Source organism: Ilumatobacter sp., assembly GCF_030065885.1.
Taxonomy (GTDB): Bacteria; Actinomycetota; Acidimicrobiia; order Acidimicrobiales; family Ilumatobacteraceae; genus Ilumatobacter.
Genome location: NZ_JASJCS010000013.1, coordinates 1 through 14,746, shown reverse-complemented (window position 1 = coordinate 14,746; position 14,746 = coordinate 1). Strand labels below are relative to the sequence as shown.

The window sequence follows — 14,746 nt, the reverse complement described above, 5'->3', positions numbered from 1 at the left end:
ATCGAACACGGGAGATCGTGCCCGGCTCACCCGGGTGAGATCCGGCAGGGAGCGATGGCCACTCACCCAGCCCGGGCGGAGCATCCATGTATGCCCCGACCGACCCGCTACGAGATCGAGATCCGTGGCCGCGCCGACGAGCGGATCCTCCGCCCCGTCATCGACGACTTCGAGATCGAGACCACCAACCACGGCACGACCCGCCTCATCGGCGAGGTGCTCGACGCGTCCCACCTCAACGGACTGCTCTCCCACTTCACGTCGATGAACGTCGACGTCGTCGAACTCCGACGCCTCGACGATCACGACACCGACAACCGACCCACCCAACCCACTACAGGAAGCGACTCATGACCATCACCACACCCACCGACCAACGCGCCGACAGTGATCACGGCCGACTCGGCCGGATCGGCGGCGCAGCCGCACTCCTCTCCGCCGGCACCTTCGGCTACGGCATCGCGATGTTCGCGACATCGTTCGCCGACTACACCGACCCCGACGCCACTCCCGCCGAATCGGTCGAGTTCCTCGTCGACCACCGGGGACAGCTGCTTGCCTGGTACCTCGGCATCTTCGTCGTGTTCGGCGCTGCGCTCGTGCCGTTCGCGCTCGCGCTCCGCCAGCGGCTGGTCGACCGGACGCCGATCCTGGCCAACACCGCTGCGGTGTTCGCTGCGATCTGGGCTGCGCTCATGTTCGCCACCGGAATGATCTCCAACATCGGGATCGAATCCGTCGCCGACCTCGCCGAATCCGACCCCGATCAAGCTGCCTCGCTGTGGTCGGCGATCGACACCGTCACCAACGGGCTCGGCGGCGGCAACGAACTCGTCGGCGCCATCTGGATCGGCCTCGTCTCGATCGCAGGCCTCGCCACCGCGGTGCTCCCCCGCTGGCTGAACGTCGTCGGCCTCGCAACCGCAGCAGCCGGTTTGGTCACCGTCGTCCCGGCGTTCGAGGCGGTCGAGATGGTCTTCGGACTCGGGTCGATCATCTGGTTCATCGGCGCCGGCGTCACCCTGCTCCGGCAGAGCAACGACGTGGCCTCGTCATGACCGCTGCCTCCCGGCCGTTCCACGCGACGCAGCCTGGAGGCGTGTCAGGAGCGGGCATGCGAGAACGACCGGTGTCGGTGCGTTCGGGCGACGTGGAGCTTGCAGCGACACTCACGCTCCCCGATGGCGACGGTCCACTCCCGGGGTGCTTGCTGCTCAGTGGCAGCGGACCGCTCGACCGAGACTCCAACAAGCCCGGCCAGCGTCTCGACATCGCCCGCTCGCTCGCTGCGGCACTCGCCGACGCAGGCGTGGCAACGCTGCGCTACGACAAGCGCGGCGTCAGCGGGTCGACCGGCGACTACCTCAGTGCGAGCTTCGACGACGAGACCGCAGATGCCATCGCCGCTCTCGACACACTCCGCGCCCTCGACTACACGACCGGGCGTGTCGCCGTGATCGGCCACTCACGCTGAGTCTTCGACCGCTGAACGATCCGGGTACGGCACATGCTGAGCGGGCAGGGTCCCTCGGCCCCCGCCCTGACTCCGGTCATCAACGCGGCTGCTCCCACCGCATATCCGGCGTTCCCTCGCGCTGGAGCCGCCCATATCTTTGGGCCTCCGAGCTAGTCCGACCCGACCGGGATCGGCACGACTGTGCTCGTCGATCGGCTCGATACTGCACGTTCGTGGTCTCGACCGACAGCGAACTCGCGGTCACCCGAGCGGTATGGGCCTGAGCGCTCCGCTCGTGAGGCCGAACATCCAGGGGCCCTGCGGGTTCTCGGCCACGATGGCGCTGATTGCCGTCCAGTGAGTCTCGAGGATCGCAAGGCTGTCGGCGGTTGCCTGGCTGCTGCGCCCGGTCAGTACGAAGCCTCGGACCTGGTGCGTGACCCACGCTTGCTTCTCGACTGGACGGTAGCGGATCTTCTTGTCGCGTGTGATCACGACGAGACGTCGGCGCCCGATGACCTCGAGCCAGACGTCGTCCTCGGTCTGCCTCGGAACTTCGGGCAAGTCCGGGTGGCCGGGGTACACGACGTCACCGTGGAGTGCGGCGAGTGCTTTGCCGAGCGCCAGGTCGTTCTCGTCGACGAAGAACCTGGCGACCATCGCTGGCTCTACGCCGCCAAGGTGCGGAACTGTTCCTCGTAGGCCACGGCGGCCCTGACTTGTTCCAGATCAATGTCGTAGCCGTCGGCGATTGCGGCGAGCGGTTCACCAGCGTCGAAGAGCTCCCACAGCCGTTCGGTCGCGACACCTTCGACAGCAGGCTGGCCGAATCGAACGAGCGGATCGATGACCACCGGCGACGCAGCCCCCGCAGGTCGAATGCGCAAGGCGCTCGCCGACGCTCCAGGGTCGAACTCCACCTTCTTGAAGAACCGATTGGTCTCCGGCGTCATCATGATCTCTTGGCCCGAGCGAATCACGATGGCGATCGACGACGGAACGCCCGCACGCTCTTGAACGTCGAGCACCAGCTCCTTGTCGAAGACATACGGCTTGGCTGTTGCGAGCGGGTACGGCGTCCCGAGGACTCGACGAAGCTCCTCGATGACCGGTCGGAGCCGCTGAAGCGGCACGTCCTTGCGCCGATACTCACGGAGATAACCGAGCTCGACGAACTCACCCCACGTGACGACCTCATCGCCCGTCCGTTCAGGTCGGATCACCGGCGCATACGAGGTGCCGGCTCGCTCGTACCCGTCCAGCCAGGCCCGCGTGCGGTCGGTCCGCAGACCAAGGAGATGCGCTGCCTCGCCGATGCCATACACCGGACGTTCGAGGATGGAAGGGGCCGAGCTCACGCCCCAATCATGCCCGAGGGGTGTCGCCGATTGGCTGTTCATCGCACGTTCAGCGTTGCCGGAGCCAGGCGCCGCGAAGAACCTCAGCCTGCCCAGCGGATGTTCATCGACGGAATCTGCCCTGGACAATGACCTTCTTACAGCGTTTCGAGCGGGGCGCCGTGCCTCAAGCGTGCCTCACTGGCCGGGAGGGCTGTGACCTGGGGAAACGTGCGTTGTGCTGGTGATTCGCTTGCTTCGAGCACTGCCGACGCTCCCCGGTGTTGACCGCTGTTGACCGTTGCGTGAGGCACGGCTGAGGCACGGCCTCGAACGCGCAGCAGTGCCCGTGTTTCTTCCAGCAGAGCTGGGAGTTCAGATTGCGGACGCGATGAGCGCTACCCCGAAGACCCCGAAGAGCGCAGCGCTGCCGCTGCGGACAGTGCGGTCGGAGAGCCGGCGTCCCACAGCCCGTCCGGCGTAAACGCCAAGTGCGCCCGCGAGGAAGATGCCGACCGTGGCGCCCACGAACACCGCGACCGGATTTCCACGCGATGCCAGGGTCGCCGTTGCCAGCATCGTCTTGTCACCGAACTCGGCGATGAACATGGCAACCGCTACGGATGACACCACACGGGTCGCGCCGCCCTCTGCCGCCCGGGCCACTTCCGAGCCCGTCTCCTGGTTGCTGCTGGGCTGCACAATCGTCCAGATCGCGAAGCCGATGAACAACAAACCACCACCGATGCTCACTGCACGCGTCGGGAGCGCCGCCCCGATCAGGGCGCCGACCGCCACCGACACCACGCCTGCGGCGAGATACGCGATCGCAATTCCCGCCAAGACCAATCGCAGCCGATAGCGAGCACCGAGACCGAGCGCGACGAGCTGCGTCTTGTCGCCGAGCTCAGCAGCGAACACCAGCATCATCGCGGGAACCAGATCGGCCATGGCCCCGAGCCTTCCACCGCTGCCGCCAAGAGTGCAGGACAACCCGCTCGTGCTGTACGGGACGTGAAGGCGCTCGAGGGGCGAGGCCCTCACTCCGTGTGTTGCGGTGATTCGGCTAGGACGCTGCGGCGACGAGCCAGGCGGTGACCGTGACGACGAACACGAGCACGATGGCCTCGGCGGTCACGGTGGATCGCAGCTCGGTCTGCAACTCGGGCGCGTCCGGGTCGGCATCGAGTGCCGGCAGCAGCCGGAAGTGGTTGTACGCGCCACCGACGATCGCCAGACCGACTGCGGCGCTCTTGAGGAGCAGGATCTTGCCCCACTCGGTGCTCGTCAGCTCCGAGAACGAATCGAGGACGAGGAACGCCATCGCAGCCCCTGCAGCGAGGACTGCAACTAGCGCGATCGTGGCGATCTTCGAGAATCGGACCACCATCTCCGCTCCCCGCAGCGCCTCACCACGGCGGGTGCGCATCCACAGCACGGCGGCCATCGACAGGACCCCACCGACCCAGACGGTCCCGGTGGCGACATGCACGGTGTTCACGAGGGCGTGCAGCGGGCGGAATCCCTTGCTGACGGTGTGGCCGTCGAACCAGAACGACGCCAGGATCACAGCGGCGCCGCCGAGAGCGGGCCACGACCTGCTGTCGGGAATCCAACGAACCAGTCTCGGAGCAGGGCTTCCCTCGGAAGTCTCTGCCGGCGGGCGTTCGTCGAGCGCCATGGCCGACAGCGCCCGAGCGCCCGCAGCCGCCGACGGCCCCGTGGGTGTGAGCGTGCCGGCCAGCCCGGCCGCGAGACCGAGACCGCCGATCAGGCGGAGCACGGTGGCGAACCCCGATGTCGTCGACCATCCCTCGGTCAGCGATTCGCCGGCGATTCGGCTCACGCCGACGTACTCGATCACAGCACCGACGGCGATCACAACCCCGAGTGCCCGAACTGCGATGAGCATCGTGGTGACCTCGCCGCGCCTCCCTCGCAGGGTGGTCGCGGCGAAGGCGAGCGCTCCGAGGCCGACTGCCACACCGATGAGTCCGATCACCCGTCCGACGGTCGCCGTGGTCTCGCCGGGCTGGGTTGCGTCGACGCTGAGGAACTCCTCGAGTGTCGTGCCGCTGGCGGACGTGTCGGGAGGTGGTGTCGTCGAGGTCGGTTCGGCTGCGGCGACCGGCTCGGCGGCCGTGGTCGCCGGCGGCTCCTCTGGCGGTGCGGAGGTTGCTGGCGCAGTGTCGGTCTCGATCGTGTTGTCGGCGGCCTCGTCGACGGCGGGCGCCAACGTCGTGGTGGTGGTGATCGTTGTCGTCGGTGCGGGTGCGTCGACGGTGAAGGAGAACGCCCCGTCGATCGGATGGGCGTCTGCGGCTTGGACGTTCCACCGGATGCCGACCCTTCCGCCGGCGAGTGGTGGGTCGAATCGGACGGCGAAGACTCGATCGTCCGTGGTGGTCACGTCGATGGGTTCCTGCAACTCGCCGGCGGCGTTCAGTGCCACGAACTCGTCGCCGACCGGTGTCGCCTCGCCGGTGAACGTGATCGTGACGACGTCGACCGGCTCGGTCACGACTGCGCCGTCTGCGGGGTCCGAGGACTCGAAGCCGGTGTGCGCTGCAGCGGGCTCAGCCGCCACCAGGACGACGGCGAGGATCGCGACCGTGATCGCGAGCAGGCGCCGTCCGATGCGCCGACGGTGCTGTTGGTGCCGCTGCGACATGGCGGGCCACTCTACGACGTGATGTCGTACTTTGCGTCGCGCGGCGCACGAGCACGATCACCCGTCCCGTGCGCCCGGTTGATCCGCGTCTCGGGCGTTGGAATCCGAAGGCCGCCGGGCAATCGACGGCTTGGCCGGTCGCTGATCGGTCAACAAGGCCCAGGCGATCGCGAGCAGTGTCACTCCGAGCACGAGGAGCCCGATGCTCATTGAGGTTCCGCTCGGTGTGTGTGGCGCGTGCTTCGACGGTTCCTCATGTGCCCGGCGCCGGTCGATCCACACGAGCGACACTGCGACACGATGTAGTTGTAGAGTTCTCGGGGCCGCAGGTTGAGAATCCGCGCGCCTCCGAGTCGTAGCATGATCAGCGCTGCGAAGGAGCCGGCTGGCGTCGGACACCAACCCGGAAACGAGTCGATGACGACATGACGAGACGACAGGACGGAGCGCTCGAGGCGGACGTGCTCCGAGCGCTCTGGGAACTCGGTCGCCCGGCCTCACCCGCCGACGTCATCGAGCAGATGCAGACCGATCTCGCGTACACGAGCATCGCGACGATCCTCGGCCGGCTCTGCGACAAGGGCCAGGCATCCCGGGAGCGTCACGGGCGCGTCTTCCTCTACACCGCGGTGAGCGAGGCCGATCTGACTGCGAGCCGTATTCGGTCCGTGCTCGACGCCGCTCAGGATCGAGCCTCCGCGCTCGCTGGCTTCGCCAACTCGCTCGACGCGGACGAAGCCGCACAGCTCCTCGAACTGCTCGACGGGACCCGATGATCGACTTCGTCGCGCTTCCCCTTGCTGGCGTGCTCGTCATCAGCATCGTCGGCAGCCTCGCCGCTGGCCGCCTCGAGCCTGTGGTCGGCGCTCGCATCCACGCAGTCCTCCTCGCCAGCGTCGTGACCGCAACCGTACCGACGCTGTGGCTGATCGGTCTGTCGGGTATCGCCCACACCGATCTGCACAACCCTGTCGTCGACTGGTCGTACCATCTCTTGCCCGACCACACGCCCGCGGGTGCGATCATCGGTGGGGTATCGCTGGGGTTGGCGATCACCGGCACCGTACGCGCCGTTCGGGTGGTGCTGTTGCATCGCCGCCTGCGTTGCGTCGACACGCCACCGATGCAGACCGTCGAATCCGACGACGCGTTTGCCTACACCATCCCGGGGCCGGCCGGGACGATCGCCGTCTCAACTGGTCTCCGTCGCGCACTCGACGACGACGAGTACGCCGTCGTCATCGAGCACGAACGAGCCCATGCTCGCCACCGCCACGATCGCTACAAGCTCCTCGGTCTGCTCGCGGTCGCGTTCGTCCCGCCGACGCATGTGATCGCTCGCCGGCTCGACTTCGCGCTCGAACGGTGGGCCGACGAGGCCGCGCTCCGGCGAACCGGCAACGATCGGCGGCTCGCTGCGCACACGATCGCCAAGGTCGCGATGGCCACGACCGTCCCGGCCGGCGTGCTCGGGTTCGATGGCCGCGGGCCAGCGGCCCGCGCGTCGGCACTGCTCGAGCCGGCGGCGCCCTCGGTCACATCGCGCCTGCAGGCCAGCGCACTCACGATCGTGACACTTGCCCTCGCCCTCTACCAGCTCCATCACAGCGCCGTGTTCGCGCACCATCTCCTGCCGTAGCCGTACTGCGATTCGACGCCGAGGGGTCAGTAGCCGAACGCCGTCAGCGCGCCGTCGCGGCCGATGGCGAAGACGTCCTGGGTCGACCAGGTCGACTCGTCGCCGCCCATGCCGGGTGAGTCACCCGGCATGCCGGGGACGGTCAGCCCGACCACGTCGGGCCGGTCAGCGAGCAGCCGTTCGATCGCCTGGATCGGCACGTGCCCCTCGATGGCATAGCCGGCCACGAGAGCGGTGTGGCACGACGCCGCAGCATCGGGGATGCCCAGTTCCTGTCGACGGCTGCGGCGGTCCGGATCGTCCTCGACGGTCACGTCGACGTTTCGTTCTGCCAGGTACCCGACCCAGCCGGTGCAACATCCTCAACCCGGATCGCGCCACACCTCGAGCGGCTCGCCACCGAGAGCTCGAGCACCGTCTCCAGCATCGCTCGCAGGGGAGGCCGCCGACGGCAAGGAGTCACCACTGGCACCGCAGGCCGCCACGATCGCGCCGATGGACACGACAGCGGTACCGCGCAGCAACGCTCGCCGGCTCAGTTCCCGGTTGCGGACTCGGTCCGAAGACGTCACCCACACGATACTACGACACATCGTCGGAGTTCCGTCGGCGCTGACGGGACCTCGCTGGAGACGAGGTGTTCAGCCTGATCAGTGATGTCGAACTCGACACGGTCGAGTTGTCACGTGGTGCGCTCGGGTGCGAGGTCGAGGCGGCGAAGGAGTTGAGCGTTCAGGGCGACGATGATCGTCGACAGGCTCATCATCGCTGCGCCGACAGCCGGCGGGAGCACGAAACCGATGGGTGCGAGGACGCCCGCGGCGAGCGGGATGGCGGCGGCGTTGTAGCCAGTCGCCCACACGAGATTCTGGATCATCTTCCGGTAGCTGGCGTGCGACAGCGCAATGACGCCGACGACATTGCGCGGGTCGGAGGACGCGAGCACGACGCCAGCTGATTCGATCGCAACGTCGGTGCCGGCGCCGATGGCGAGGCCGACGTCCGCGCGGGCGAGGGCCGGGGCGTCGTTGACGCCGTCGCCGACCATCGCAACGCTGCGTCCGCCACGCTGCAGTTCGGCGACGATCGCGTCCTTGTCCTGAGGGAGTACCTCGGCGCGGACATCGTCGATGCCGAGCTCGTCGGCGACGTGGTTGGCGACCGCCTCGGAGTCACCGGTGATCATGCCGACCCGAACGCCGCGGCGGTGGAGTCGCTCGACCGCGGCTCGCGCTTCTGGCCGGATGGCGTCCTCGAGTGCGAGCGACCCGACGACGGTGCCGTCTGCGACCACATGGAGCACCGCAGCGCCGCGTGCTTCCCATTCGGCGATCTGACGTTCCGAGTCTTGGGGTGGTGCGAGATCGAGGTGGCGGAGCATGGCGGGCCCGCCGATCGCGATCTGCTGCCCGTCGACGACGGCGGTCACGCCGCGGCCGGTCATCGACTGGAAGTCGCGCGCCGGCGGCGGGTCGATCTGGCGATCGCTCGCCGCACGGAAGATGGCGCGGGCGAGCGGGTGCTCGGAGTCGGCCTCGACAGCAGCTGCCACGGCAAGGAGGCGCTCGGAGTCACCGTCGGCGGCGGCGAGATCGGTGACCTCGTGTTCGCCCGCGGTCAGGGTGCCGGTCTTGTCGAACAGCACCGTGTCGATCGTGCGCATCCGCTCGAGGGCGAGACGGTCCTTGACCAAGATGCCGTTCCGCGCCGCCTTGGCAGTCGACAGCGAGATGACGAGCGGGATCGCCAAGCCCAGGGCGTGCGGGCAGGCGATGATCAACACCGTGATCGTGCGGATCAGCGCCTCGTCGGGCTCACCGACGACGAGCCACACGATCACCGTGATCACCGCTGCGGCGACAGCGACATAGAACAACAGCGCCGCCGCCCGGTCGGCCAACGCCTGCGCACGGGACCTCGACGTCTGCGCTTCGGTGACGAGGCGCTGGATGCCACCGAGCGCAGTGTCGTCACCGACTGCGTCCACGCGCATCCGGATCGAGTTGTCGGTCGCGACCGATCCCGCCACGACCTGGTCGCCTTCGTCCTTCGCGACCGGGTTCGACTCGCCCGTGAGCATCGATTCATCGACCTCCACGGCACCGTCGAAGATCGTGCCATCGGCCGGAATCCGTGCTCCGGAGCGGACCAGCAGCCGGTCGCCGACCGCGAGATCGGCGACCGGCACCGTGTCGATCTCGCCGGTGTCGGAGATGCGTTCGGCGTCGTCGGGCAACAGCTCCGCCAGCGCCGCAAGCGCTCCCTGCGCCTGGCCGATGGCCTTCATCTCCTGCCAGTGACCGAGCAGCATGATCACCACGAGCGCAGCCAGTTCCCACCAGAACTCGAGGTCGATCAAGTCGGTGAGCGACACGACCGACGCAACGAAGGCGACGGTGATCGCCATCGCGATCAGCAGCATCATGCCCGGCTGCCGGGAGCGCGCTTCATCGACGCCGCCGGTCAGGAACGGGCGGCCGCCGTCGAGGTAGATGACCGTGCCCAGAACCGGTGGGATCCACGCCGATCCCGGGAACTCCAGGGTGTACCCGAACCAGTCCTGCACCATCTCGGAGAATGTGATCACCGGGATCGCCAGGACCAAGTTGCGCCAGAACAGCCGCCGGAACATCTCGGCGTGATCCCCGTGACCCTGGTGCTCGGCGTGATCCCCTCGGTCGTCGTGCTCGCCGTGATCGCCGTGATCGCTGGACGGGGTTGTGTCGGACTGGTCGCCGTGGTCGCCGCCCGAGTGCTCGTGCACCAGCGCATCGACCCCCGGAGCAGCGGCGGCCGCCAGCGTCACCGGATCGGTGTCGGTTCGATGAGAAGCCATGTCTGCGTCCTTTCGCGTTCCACTGCGGTGAACGGGAACCACGCTAGAAACCTCCCCTCAGGGGCAGGACAATATGACGTTCGTCACATCACGTCTGCCGAGGTGCTGCGTCTCAGCGAGCGGGCTCGCTCGACAACACCTGGCAGCGGTGCGGATCCGTACACGCCGACGGATCCAGCTCGGCAGCCCGCTCAGCCAGCGTGGCGACCTCACGGCGCGTCACCCGCAGTTCCTCCATCTGGGCATCCAGGTGCGCGAGATGATCCTCCAACAGCGCACGGGTGTGCTCACACGAGCGGCCGCCAGCGTCCTTGATCTCCAACACCGAGCCGATCTCGGTCAACGATAACCCACTCGACTGCGCCCGACGGATGAACCCGATCCGATCCACCATCTCCGAGCTGTACACCCGGTGACCAGCCGGCGTCCGCCGTGGCTCGGGCAGCAACCCGATCGACTCGTAGTAGCGGACCGTCTTGATCGACACCCCCGCAGCACGAGCCAACTCACCGATCGACACACGACCACGGTAGCCAGGCGACTCGCCATGCCGTCCACGGTGCGAGGGACCATCAGGCAAGACAGGCTGAGAACGTATGGCCGTCCGTGAGGCCGCACGCCGCTGACCAGGATCTTGCCTTGAAGGAGGGCGGCCGTCGAGCCAGGAGACGGCCGGTCGTGCCTCAGCGGTGAGGCACGCCGGCTTCGAGAGGCTGGCCCACTGCAGGCTCTCAGCTCATCGATCAGGTGTTGCTGGGAGCGGGTGACGAGAATCGAACTCGCGTTCTCAGCTTGGGAAGATGATGTTCCGACCTCGCCGACCGGCCTGTCATGCTGCACTTTCGCACCATGACCTGGTGGTTTGTGGACTGTTGCCCGTCCGTGAGATTAGCCGGTCCTGACCCCTGTTGACCGTTGAGAATGGCACACCCATGGCACGCCGCCACACCTTTCAGCGGATGGTTGCGATCAACGATCGAAGCCAGAGCCGCCATTGCGGTTCCGATGTGGTGCGGTCGTCGGGGCACGCTCGGACGCGGCCGCCAACGATGAAGTAGTGACATCTGCGTTCGGGGCCAGCGGCAATGACGGACGGACGAACCGAGATGTTGGCTGGGTCAAGCGTCCAGGATGGGTGTCGCTGTACGTCCATGTTGAGGTGGACCTCGTGGCCGGTGTCGCACGGGCACCGGAAGATCAGCCACTTGTTCGGGAGCAGTACAAGTTCGCGACGAGCGATGTCGCCGATGTCTGCGCGGCGGTCAACCTGTCTGATGGTGGTGAATCGGGGTCGCCGACCGATCATGACGCCCAGAGCAGGTCGAGGTCGACCTCGGCTCGACCGGTTCCCCATTGGATGGGTTCGTTGCAGATGCACCCAGTGCGCGGGTGCGGCTTGCTGCGCCGCTTCTTGTGTGCGCTGAGTTGCAGAAGGGTTTCGGATGCACCGTCGTGGGAGTGGAGGTCAAGGAACCGGTCGAGGAACTCAGCGACTCCTTCGGCGGCGACCATCGTGGTGTACGCGATGACCGAGGGAGCGGGTTCGTCGAGGTCGGGCACATAGCCTTCGGCAGCGAGCCGTCGACGTTCGGTTGGGTCGAGCGACTCGGTTGCGGCGATCTGGGGGTCGATGTGCCCGCCGCACAACAGGCAGGCCGCTCCGGGTGCGGCCCATGTCACTCGGCCCCAACCGTTGAGCCGCCCGGCCGTGTTGGCGACGACGACGCCGAGGTCGATGACGGGTACGAGGTGGAGGTACGCGAGTCGGGAGAGCACGATTCGGGAGGCGTGGCTGTCGGTGCACCCGAACACGACGTCGCATTGGGCGAGCGCCAGTCTCGATGACTCTGTCCGGATGTCCTGGTTGAGCGCCACGACTGTCGTGTCCAGCCCCATCCGGGCGATGTGCTCGGCGACGACGTCGACCTTGGGGCGGCCGAGGTCATTCAGCGTGGTGCCGTAGCCGCGCGACACGGTCGAGGCGGTTACGACGTCGTTGTCGATGACGAGTTCTTCACCGACGCCGAGGCGGGCGACCTGCTCGATCGCGGGCGAGCCGGTACCACCGGCGCCTGCGAAGCCAACTCGCAGCGAGCCGAGAGTGCGCTTGCCACGCTTGCCGAGCGCCCGGATCGCTCGGTCGTGCACATCGTCGCGCAACGGTGCGGCGTCGTCGGGCAGGTGGATGTCGACGCGGTCACCCACGATCCGAATGACGTCGACACCTCGAAACTGGTCGGCTGTGACGAGACGTGCGACGAAACGTGGCGCAGCGGGTGTGCCGGCGACGACGACGGACACGACGACGTCGCTGCCGGCCGTTCGACGGAGCTCGGCGCCGACGGTGCGGTCAAAGGTGTCGTCGCGTGCCGAGAACGCCGCCGACCCGTTCGGGTGCGTGTGCAGGAGGACGGGGACATCTCCGGCGAGCGAAATCTGCCGGCAGACCGGTGACCATCCCTCGGGGCGGAGTGTGAGGTGCGTTGCCGAGCGCTCGAGGTAGCCCTCGTCAGCCACGAAGGTGATGTCGGTGACGACCACTGTGTGGTCGTCAACGCTTCGTGTCAGGCGGCCTCTTCCGATCGCGGCGGTCTCGACGGGGCCTGCGAGCGCTTCGATGAGTGGGTTCGCATCCCGACAGTGGAGCGCGAGTCGGGACCTCATGCTGCCGCCTGAGCTGCTTGCGCCATCGCTTGCGCGACGTAGCCGAGGTAGCTGGCCACGTTGTCGATGCCGGGTCGCCACGCTGCTCCGATGTGGCGGCTCCAGCGTTGCCACGTACGGCCGTCGAACTGGTTGCGGACCTGCGTGGCTGCTGGTGCCGCCCCGTTCGGTCCGACGACGGGCGGGTCGCACCAGAACATGTCGGGCGCGGCCGCGTTGAACGTGGCCGGAAGCCGGATGAGCAGCGCCGTGACCTCGGGTTCGAGTCCGCTAGGAACAGGCCAGTCTTCGATGATTAGGTTGACCATCTCGCCGTCCTGGTTGGCCGACCAGGTGAGGCCGCTCTCGTCGAGGTACTGCTCGTCTGAAGCTCTCATCGCGAACACCGGCCGGCCGTGATGTGGGGCACTGAGAAGAACTCGGCCCCGCGCCGCAGCGTGACGACCTCGTCGTGATCGATGCGTTCGTCGGGCGCACCATCGATGTCGCGGTAGAGCGCACGGTCGGTGGGGATTGGCGGGTCGACGAGCTGACGCAGCTGCGTCTCGGTCATTGATAGCGCTTCGACGTCGATCTTGCTGCCGTCGATAATGATCCACAGGTCGCGGGGGTGCGCCCCATCGGGGCCCGCGGAGTAGAACACGTCGCCCCGACGGACCGTGACTGGCTCATCCTCGACGAGCTGCTCGTCGACGCCGCCGTCGGTGTCGCGCCAGAGCTGTGTCGAGTCAGCAAGGGGCGGGTCGACGAGTTGGCGCAGCTGTGCGGGAGTGACGGGGTGACGGGGCACACGGATCCGGTGGTCGTCGAGACGGAAGCGCTGGCGGCCCCGGTTGTCGTGATCTGGCATCGTGCTTCTCGTTTCTACGAGGCTCGCCGGTTGGGGCGAACGAGCGGCTGCGAAGGGGTCTTCGCAGCACCACCTCTTGAGGTGACGTCGACCACTATAGTGGTCAGCCATGGACGTCGCAACCTCTTTGGTGTACGATCACAATCATGGTGTACACATCGACCGGGACGACATGCCGTGGCCAGCGAACTCGGTGAGCAGTTGCGCAGTGTCCGCTCGGCCTTGGGGCTCTCGCTGAAGGCCGTCGCCGAACCGGCAGAGATCTCGACGACGTACCTGCAGAAGCTCGAGGGCGGCGAAGTCCGGAATCCGTCGCCGAACATCTTGCATCGGTTGGCCGCGACCCTGAACGTGCCGTACGCCGAACTGATGCGCCTCGCTGGCTATGTGGTCCCCGACGGCGGCAGCGGCGCCGCGAGTCCGTTCGAGCATGCGTTGGCCAGCTCGGATCTCAGCGACGACGAACGCCGCGCAGTTGCTGCGTTCATCTCCCACCTTCGAGATCAGCGCAGTTCGGAACGCGGATAGGGCAAGCTCGGGTGCTGGGCGATCTCGACAACGGCGACGACATCGCCTCGAGCGTTGAGCGGCTGCTGCGGATCGCAGATGTCAACGAGCGGCTGCCGACGCCGGTCGCAGACATCGTGTCCGCTGCCGGGCTCGTGAAGACCGACCAGGTGCTGCTGTCGGACTCGATGATCGCCAAGGCACCCAAGCATCTCCGCAAGCTGTTGCGCAGTGCGGCCCGCAAGGTTGTCGGTGTCCTCGATCGTCGGGAGCGGGTGATTCAGATCGACCCGAGCAGCTCGGCCGGTCGTGAGAACTTCGTGACGTGTCACGAGGTCGCCCACGACATCTTCCCGTGGCAGCGCGATCTGCAGGTTCTTGGCGACACATCCCAGACGTTGGCCGCGACGGTCACCAACCGATTCGAGCGCGAAGCCAATCAAGGCGGCGCGGAGATCTTGTTCCAACTCGACCTGTTCCGACGCGTCGCAGGCGACTTCCCGATCGACCTCGCCACACCGGTCGAGCTTTCAGCCATGTTTGGGGCATCCATTCATGCGTCGTTTCGACGCTGGGTCGAGGGCCTCGATGTCCCTGCATGCGGTCTGGTCATGGATCCGACGCTCGACGTGGGCGGCCGACGGCGTCGACACGAGCACATCGATTCGGGTCCGTGGCGTCGCCAGTTCGGTCGGCGGCGGCTTCCGACCCGGATCGGCGTCGACGACTATGCGTTTGCGGGCGCCGACAACGGTGGGGGCGACATGCTGCTGACCGATCTCGCCC

Annotated in this window: 18 protein-coding genes; 7 read left to right on the top strand and 11 right to left on the bottom strand. The window is 67.2% G+C overall.

All coding sequences use genetic code 11. The features are described 5' to 3' along the window. The first annotated feature begins 90 nt into the window (after positions 1 to 90). From QNJ12_RS05105 to QNJ12_RS05095, 3 genes are read left to right on the top strand one after another with little or no spacing between them, the layout of a single operon-like run. Entirely contained in the window at positions 91 to 354 is a 264-nt protein-coding gene (locus QNJ12_RS05105; RefSeq protein WP_300619733.1) for a hypothetical protein, read from the top strand. Next, positions 351 to 1,058, top strand: coding sequence for a hypothetical protein (locus tag QNJ12_RS05100; RefSeq protein WP_300619731.1), 708 nt, complete (start codon positions 351 to 353; stop codon positions 1,056 to 1,058). The genes QNJ12_RS05105 and QNJ12_RS05100 overlap by 4 nt, the downstream gene beginning before the upstream one ends. 56 nt (positions 1,059 to 1,114) lie before the next feature. Beyond that, positions 1,115 to 1,474, top strand: coding sequence for a CocE/NonD family hydrolase (locus tag QNJ12_RS05095; RefSeq protein ID WP_300619729.1), 360 nt, complete (start codon positions 1,115 to 1,117; stop codon positions 1,472 to 1,474). Between the two features lie 243 nt (positions 1,475 to 1,717). Here the strand turns inward: QNJ12_RS05095 and QNJ12_RS05090 are convergent, their stop codons facing one another. From QNJ12_RS05090 to QNJ12_RS05075, 4 genes are all read right to left on the bottom strand, one after another. Next, a complete protein-coding gene (locus QNJ12_RS05090; RefSeq protein WP_300619726.1) occupies positions 1,718 to 2,116 on the bottom strand; it encodes a hypothetical protein in 399 nt (132 codons plus the stop codon). 8 nt (positions 2,117 to 2,124) lie between these two features. Then, positions 2,125 to 2,856 carry a DUF433 domain-containing protein gene (locus tag QNJ12_RS05085; RefSeq protein WP_300619723.1) on the bottom strand — a complete coding sequence of 244 codons (732 nt, stop codon included), beginning with the start codon at positions 2,854 to 2,856 and terminating at the stop codon, positions 2,125 to 2,127. A 312-nt stretch (positions 2,857 to 3,168) separates the two neighbouring features. Next, positions 3,169 to 3,744 (bottom strand): TMEM165/GDT1 family protein, encoded by a 576-nt coding sequence (locus tag QNJ12_RS05080; RefSeq protein WP_300619720.1) that lies wholly within the window; start codon positions 3,742 to 3,744, stop codon positions 3,169 to 3,171. A 115-nt stretch (positions 3,745 to 3,859) separates the two neighbouring features. Further along, on the bottom strand, positions 3,860 to 5,464 hold the full coding sequence (locus tag QNJ12_RS05075; protein WP_300619717.1) for a CopD family protein: 1,605 nt from the start codon (positions 5,462 to 5,464) through the stop codon (positions 3,860 to 3,862). Positions 5,465 to 5,889: 425 nt separating this feature from the next. Between QNJ12_RS05075 and QNJ12_RS05070 the strand changes: the two genes are divergently transcribed. Then, on the top strand, positions 5,890 to 6,240 hold the full coding sequence (locus QNJ12_RS05070) for a BlaI/MecI/CopY family transcriptional regulator (RefSeq protein WP_300619714.1): 351 nt from the start codon (positions 5,890 to 5,892) through the stop codon (positions 6,238 to 6,240). Further along, positions 6,237 to 7,103 carry a M56 family metallopeptidase gene (locus QNJ12_RS05065; protein ID WP_300619711.1) on the top strand — a complete coding sequence of 289 codons (867 nt, stop codon included), beginning with the start codon at positions 6,237 to 6,239 and terminating at the stop codon, positions 7,101 to 7,103. Before QNJ12_RS05070 ends, QNJ12_RS05065 begins: the two co-directional genes overlap by 4 nt. 26 nt (positions 7,104 to 7,129) lie before the next feature. Here QNJ12_RS05065 and QNJ12_RS05060 read toward each other — a convergent pair whose 3' ends face one another. From QNJ12_RS05060 to QNJ12_RS05035, 7 genes are all read right to left on the bottom strand, one after another. Beyond that, positions 7,130 to 7,417 carry a DUF411 domain-containing protein gene (locus QNJ12_RS05060; protein WP_300619708.1) on the bottom strand — a complete coding sequence of 96 codons (288 nt, stop codon included), beginning with the start codon at positions 7,415 to 7,417 and terminating at the stop codon, positions 7,130 to 7,132. 368 nt (positions 7,418 to 7,785) lie between these two features. Next, on the bottom strand, positions 7,786 to 9,735 hold the full coding sequence (locus QNJ12_RS05055) for a copper-translocating P-type ATPase (protein ID WP_367281753.1): 1,950 nt from the start codon (positions 9,733 to 9,735) through the stop codon (positions 7,786 to 7,788). A 316-nt stretch (positions 9,736 to 10,051) separates the two neighbouring features. Continuing rightward, positions 10,052 to 10,459, bottom strand: coding sequence for a heavy metal-responsive transcriptional regulator (locus QNJ12_RS05050; RefSeq protein WP_300619702.1), 408 nt, complete (start codon positions 10,457 to 10,459; stop codon positions 10,052 to 10,054). A 432-nt stretch (positions 10,460 to 10,891) separates the two neighbouring features. Then, positions 10,892 to 11,245, bottom strand: coding sequence for a DUF6527 family protein (locus QNJ12_RS23690; RefSeq protein WP_367281752.1), 354 nt, complete (start codon positions 11,243 to 11,245; stop codon positions 10,892 to 10,894). Further along, the gene (locus QNJ12_RS05045) at positions 11,242 to 12,480 is read right to left on the bottom strand and encodes a ThiF family adenylyltransferase (RefSeq protein ID WP_300619699.1); all 1,239 of its coding nucleotides are present in this window, start codon (positions 12,478 to 12,480) and stop codon (positions 11,242 to 11,244) included. The genes QNJ12_RS23690 and QNJ12_RS05045 overlap by 4 nt, the downstream gene beginning before the upstream one ends. A gap of 119 nt (positions 12,481 to 12,599) precedes the next feature. Beyond that, positions 12,600 to 12,980, bottom strand: coding sequence for an E2/UBC family protein (locus QNJ12_RS05040; RefSeq protein WP_300619696.1), 381 nt, complete (start codon positions 12,978 to 12,980; stop codon positions 12,600 to 12,602). Continuing rightward, positions 12,977 to 13,453, bottom strand: coding sequence for a multiubiquitin domain-containing protein (locus tag QNJ12_RS05035; protein WP_300619693.1), 477 nt, complete (start codon positions 13,451 to 13,453; stop codon positions 12,977 to 12,979). Before QNJ12_RS05035 ends, QNJ12_RS05040 begins: the two co-directional genes overlap by 4 nt. Positions 13,454 to 13,630: 177 nt before the next feature. Between QNJ12_RS05035 and QNJ12_RS05030 the strand changes: the two genes are divergently transcribed. Together QNJ12_RS05030 and QNJ12_RS05025 are read left to right on the top strand one after the other, a co-directional pair. Then, on the top strand, positions 13,631 to 13,981 hold the full coding sequence (locus tag QNJ12_RS05030; RefSeq protein WP_300619690.1) for a helix-turn-helix transcriptional regulator: 351 nt from the start codon (positions 13,631 to 13,633) through the stop codon (positions 13,979 to 13,981). 134 nt (positions 13,982 to 14,115) lie between these two features. Beyond that, a partial coding sequence (locus QNJ12_RS05025) for an ImmA/IrrE family metallo-endopeptidase (protein ID WP_300619687.1) occupies positions 14,116 to 14,746 on the top strand: 631 nt, incomplete at its 3' end.

Bases quoted from the DNA above. Each gene is read 5' to 3' on its own strand.
- QNJ12_RS05080 (WP_300619720.1), bottom strand. From the start codon at position 3,744: ATGGCCGATCTGGTTCCCGCGATGATGCTGGTGTTCGCTGCTGAGCTC.
- QNJ12_RS05100 (WP_300619731.1), top strand. From the start codon at position 351: ATGACCATCACCACACCCACCGACCAACGCGCCGACAGTGATCACGGC.
- QNJ12_RS05040 (WP_300619696.1), bottom strand. From the start codon at position 12,980: ATGAGAGCTTCAGACGAGCAGTACCTCGACGAGAGCGGCCTCACCTGG.
- QNJ12_RS05085 (WP_300619723.1), bottom strand. From the start codon at position 2,856: ATGAACAGCCAATCGGCGACACCCCTCGGGCATGATTGGGGCGTGAGC.
- QNJ12_RS23690 (WP_367281752.1), bottom strand. From the start codon at position 11,245: ATGATCGGTCGGCGACCCCGATTCACCACCATCAGACAGGTTGACCGC.
- QNJ12_RS05035 (WP_300619693.1), bottom strand. From the start codon at position 13,453: ATGCCAGATCACGACAACCGGGGCCGCCAGCGCTTCCGTCTCGACGAC.
- QNJ12_RS05090 (WP_300619726.1), bottom strand. From the start codon at position 2,116: ATGGTCGCCAGGTTCTTCGTCGACGAGAACGACCTGGCGCTCGGCAAA.
- QNJ12_RS05070 (WP_300619714.1), top strand. From the start codon at position 5,890: ATGACGAGACGACAGGACGGAGCGCTCGAGGCGGACGTGCTCCGAGCG.
- QNJ12_RS05055 (WP_367281753.1), bottom strand. From the start codon at position 9,735: ATGTTCCGGCGGCTGTTCTGGCGCAACTTGGTCCTGGCGATCCCGGTG.
- QNJ12_RS05095 (WP_300619729.1), top strand. From the start codon at position 1,115: ATGCGAGAACGACCGGTGTCGGTGCGTTCGGGCGACGTGGAGCTTGCA.
- QNJ12_RS05105 (WP_300619733.1), top strand. From the start codon at position 91: ATGCCCCGACCGACCCGCTACGAGATCGAGATCCGTGGCCGCGCCGAC.
- QNJ12_RS05075 (WP_300619717.1), bottom strand. From the start codon at position 5,464: ATGTCGCAGCGGCACCAACAGCACCGTCGGCGCATCGGACGGCGCCTG.
- QNJ12_RS05065 (WP_300619711.1), top strand. From the start codon at position 6,237: ATGATCGACTTCGTCGCGCTTCCCCTTGCTGGCGTGCTCGTCATCAGC.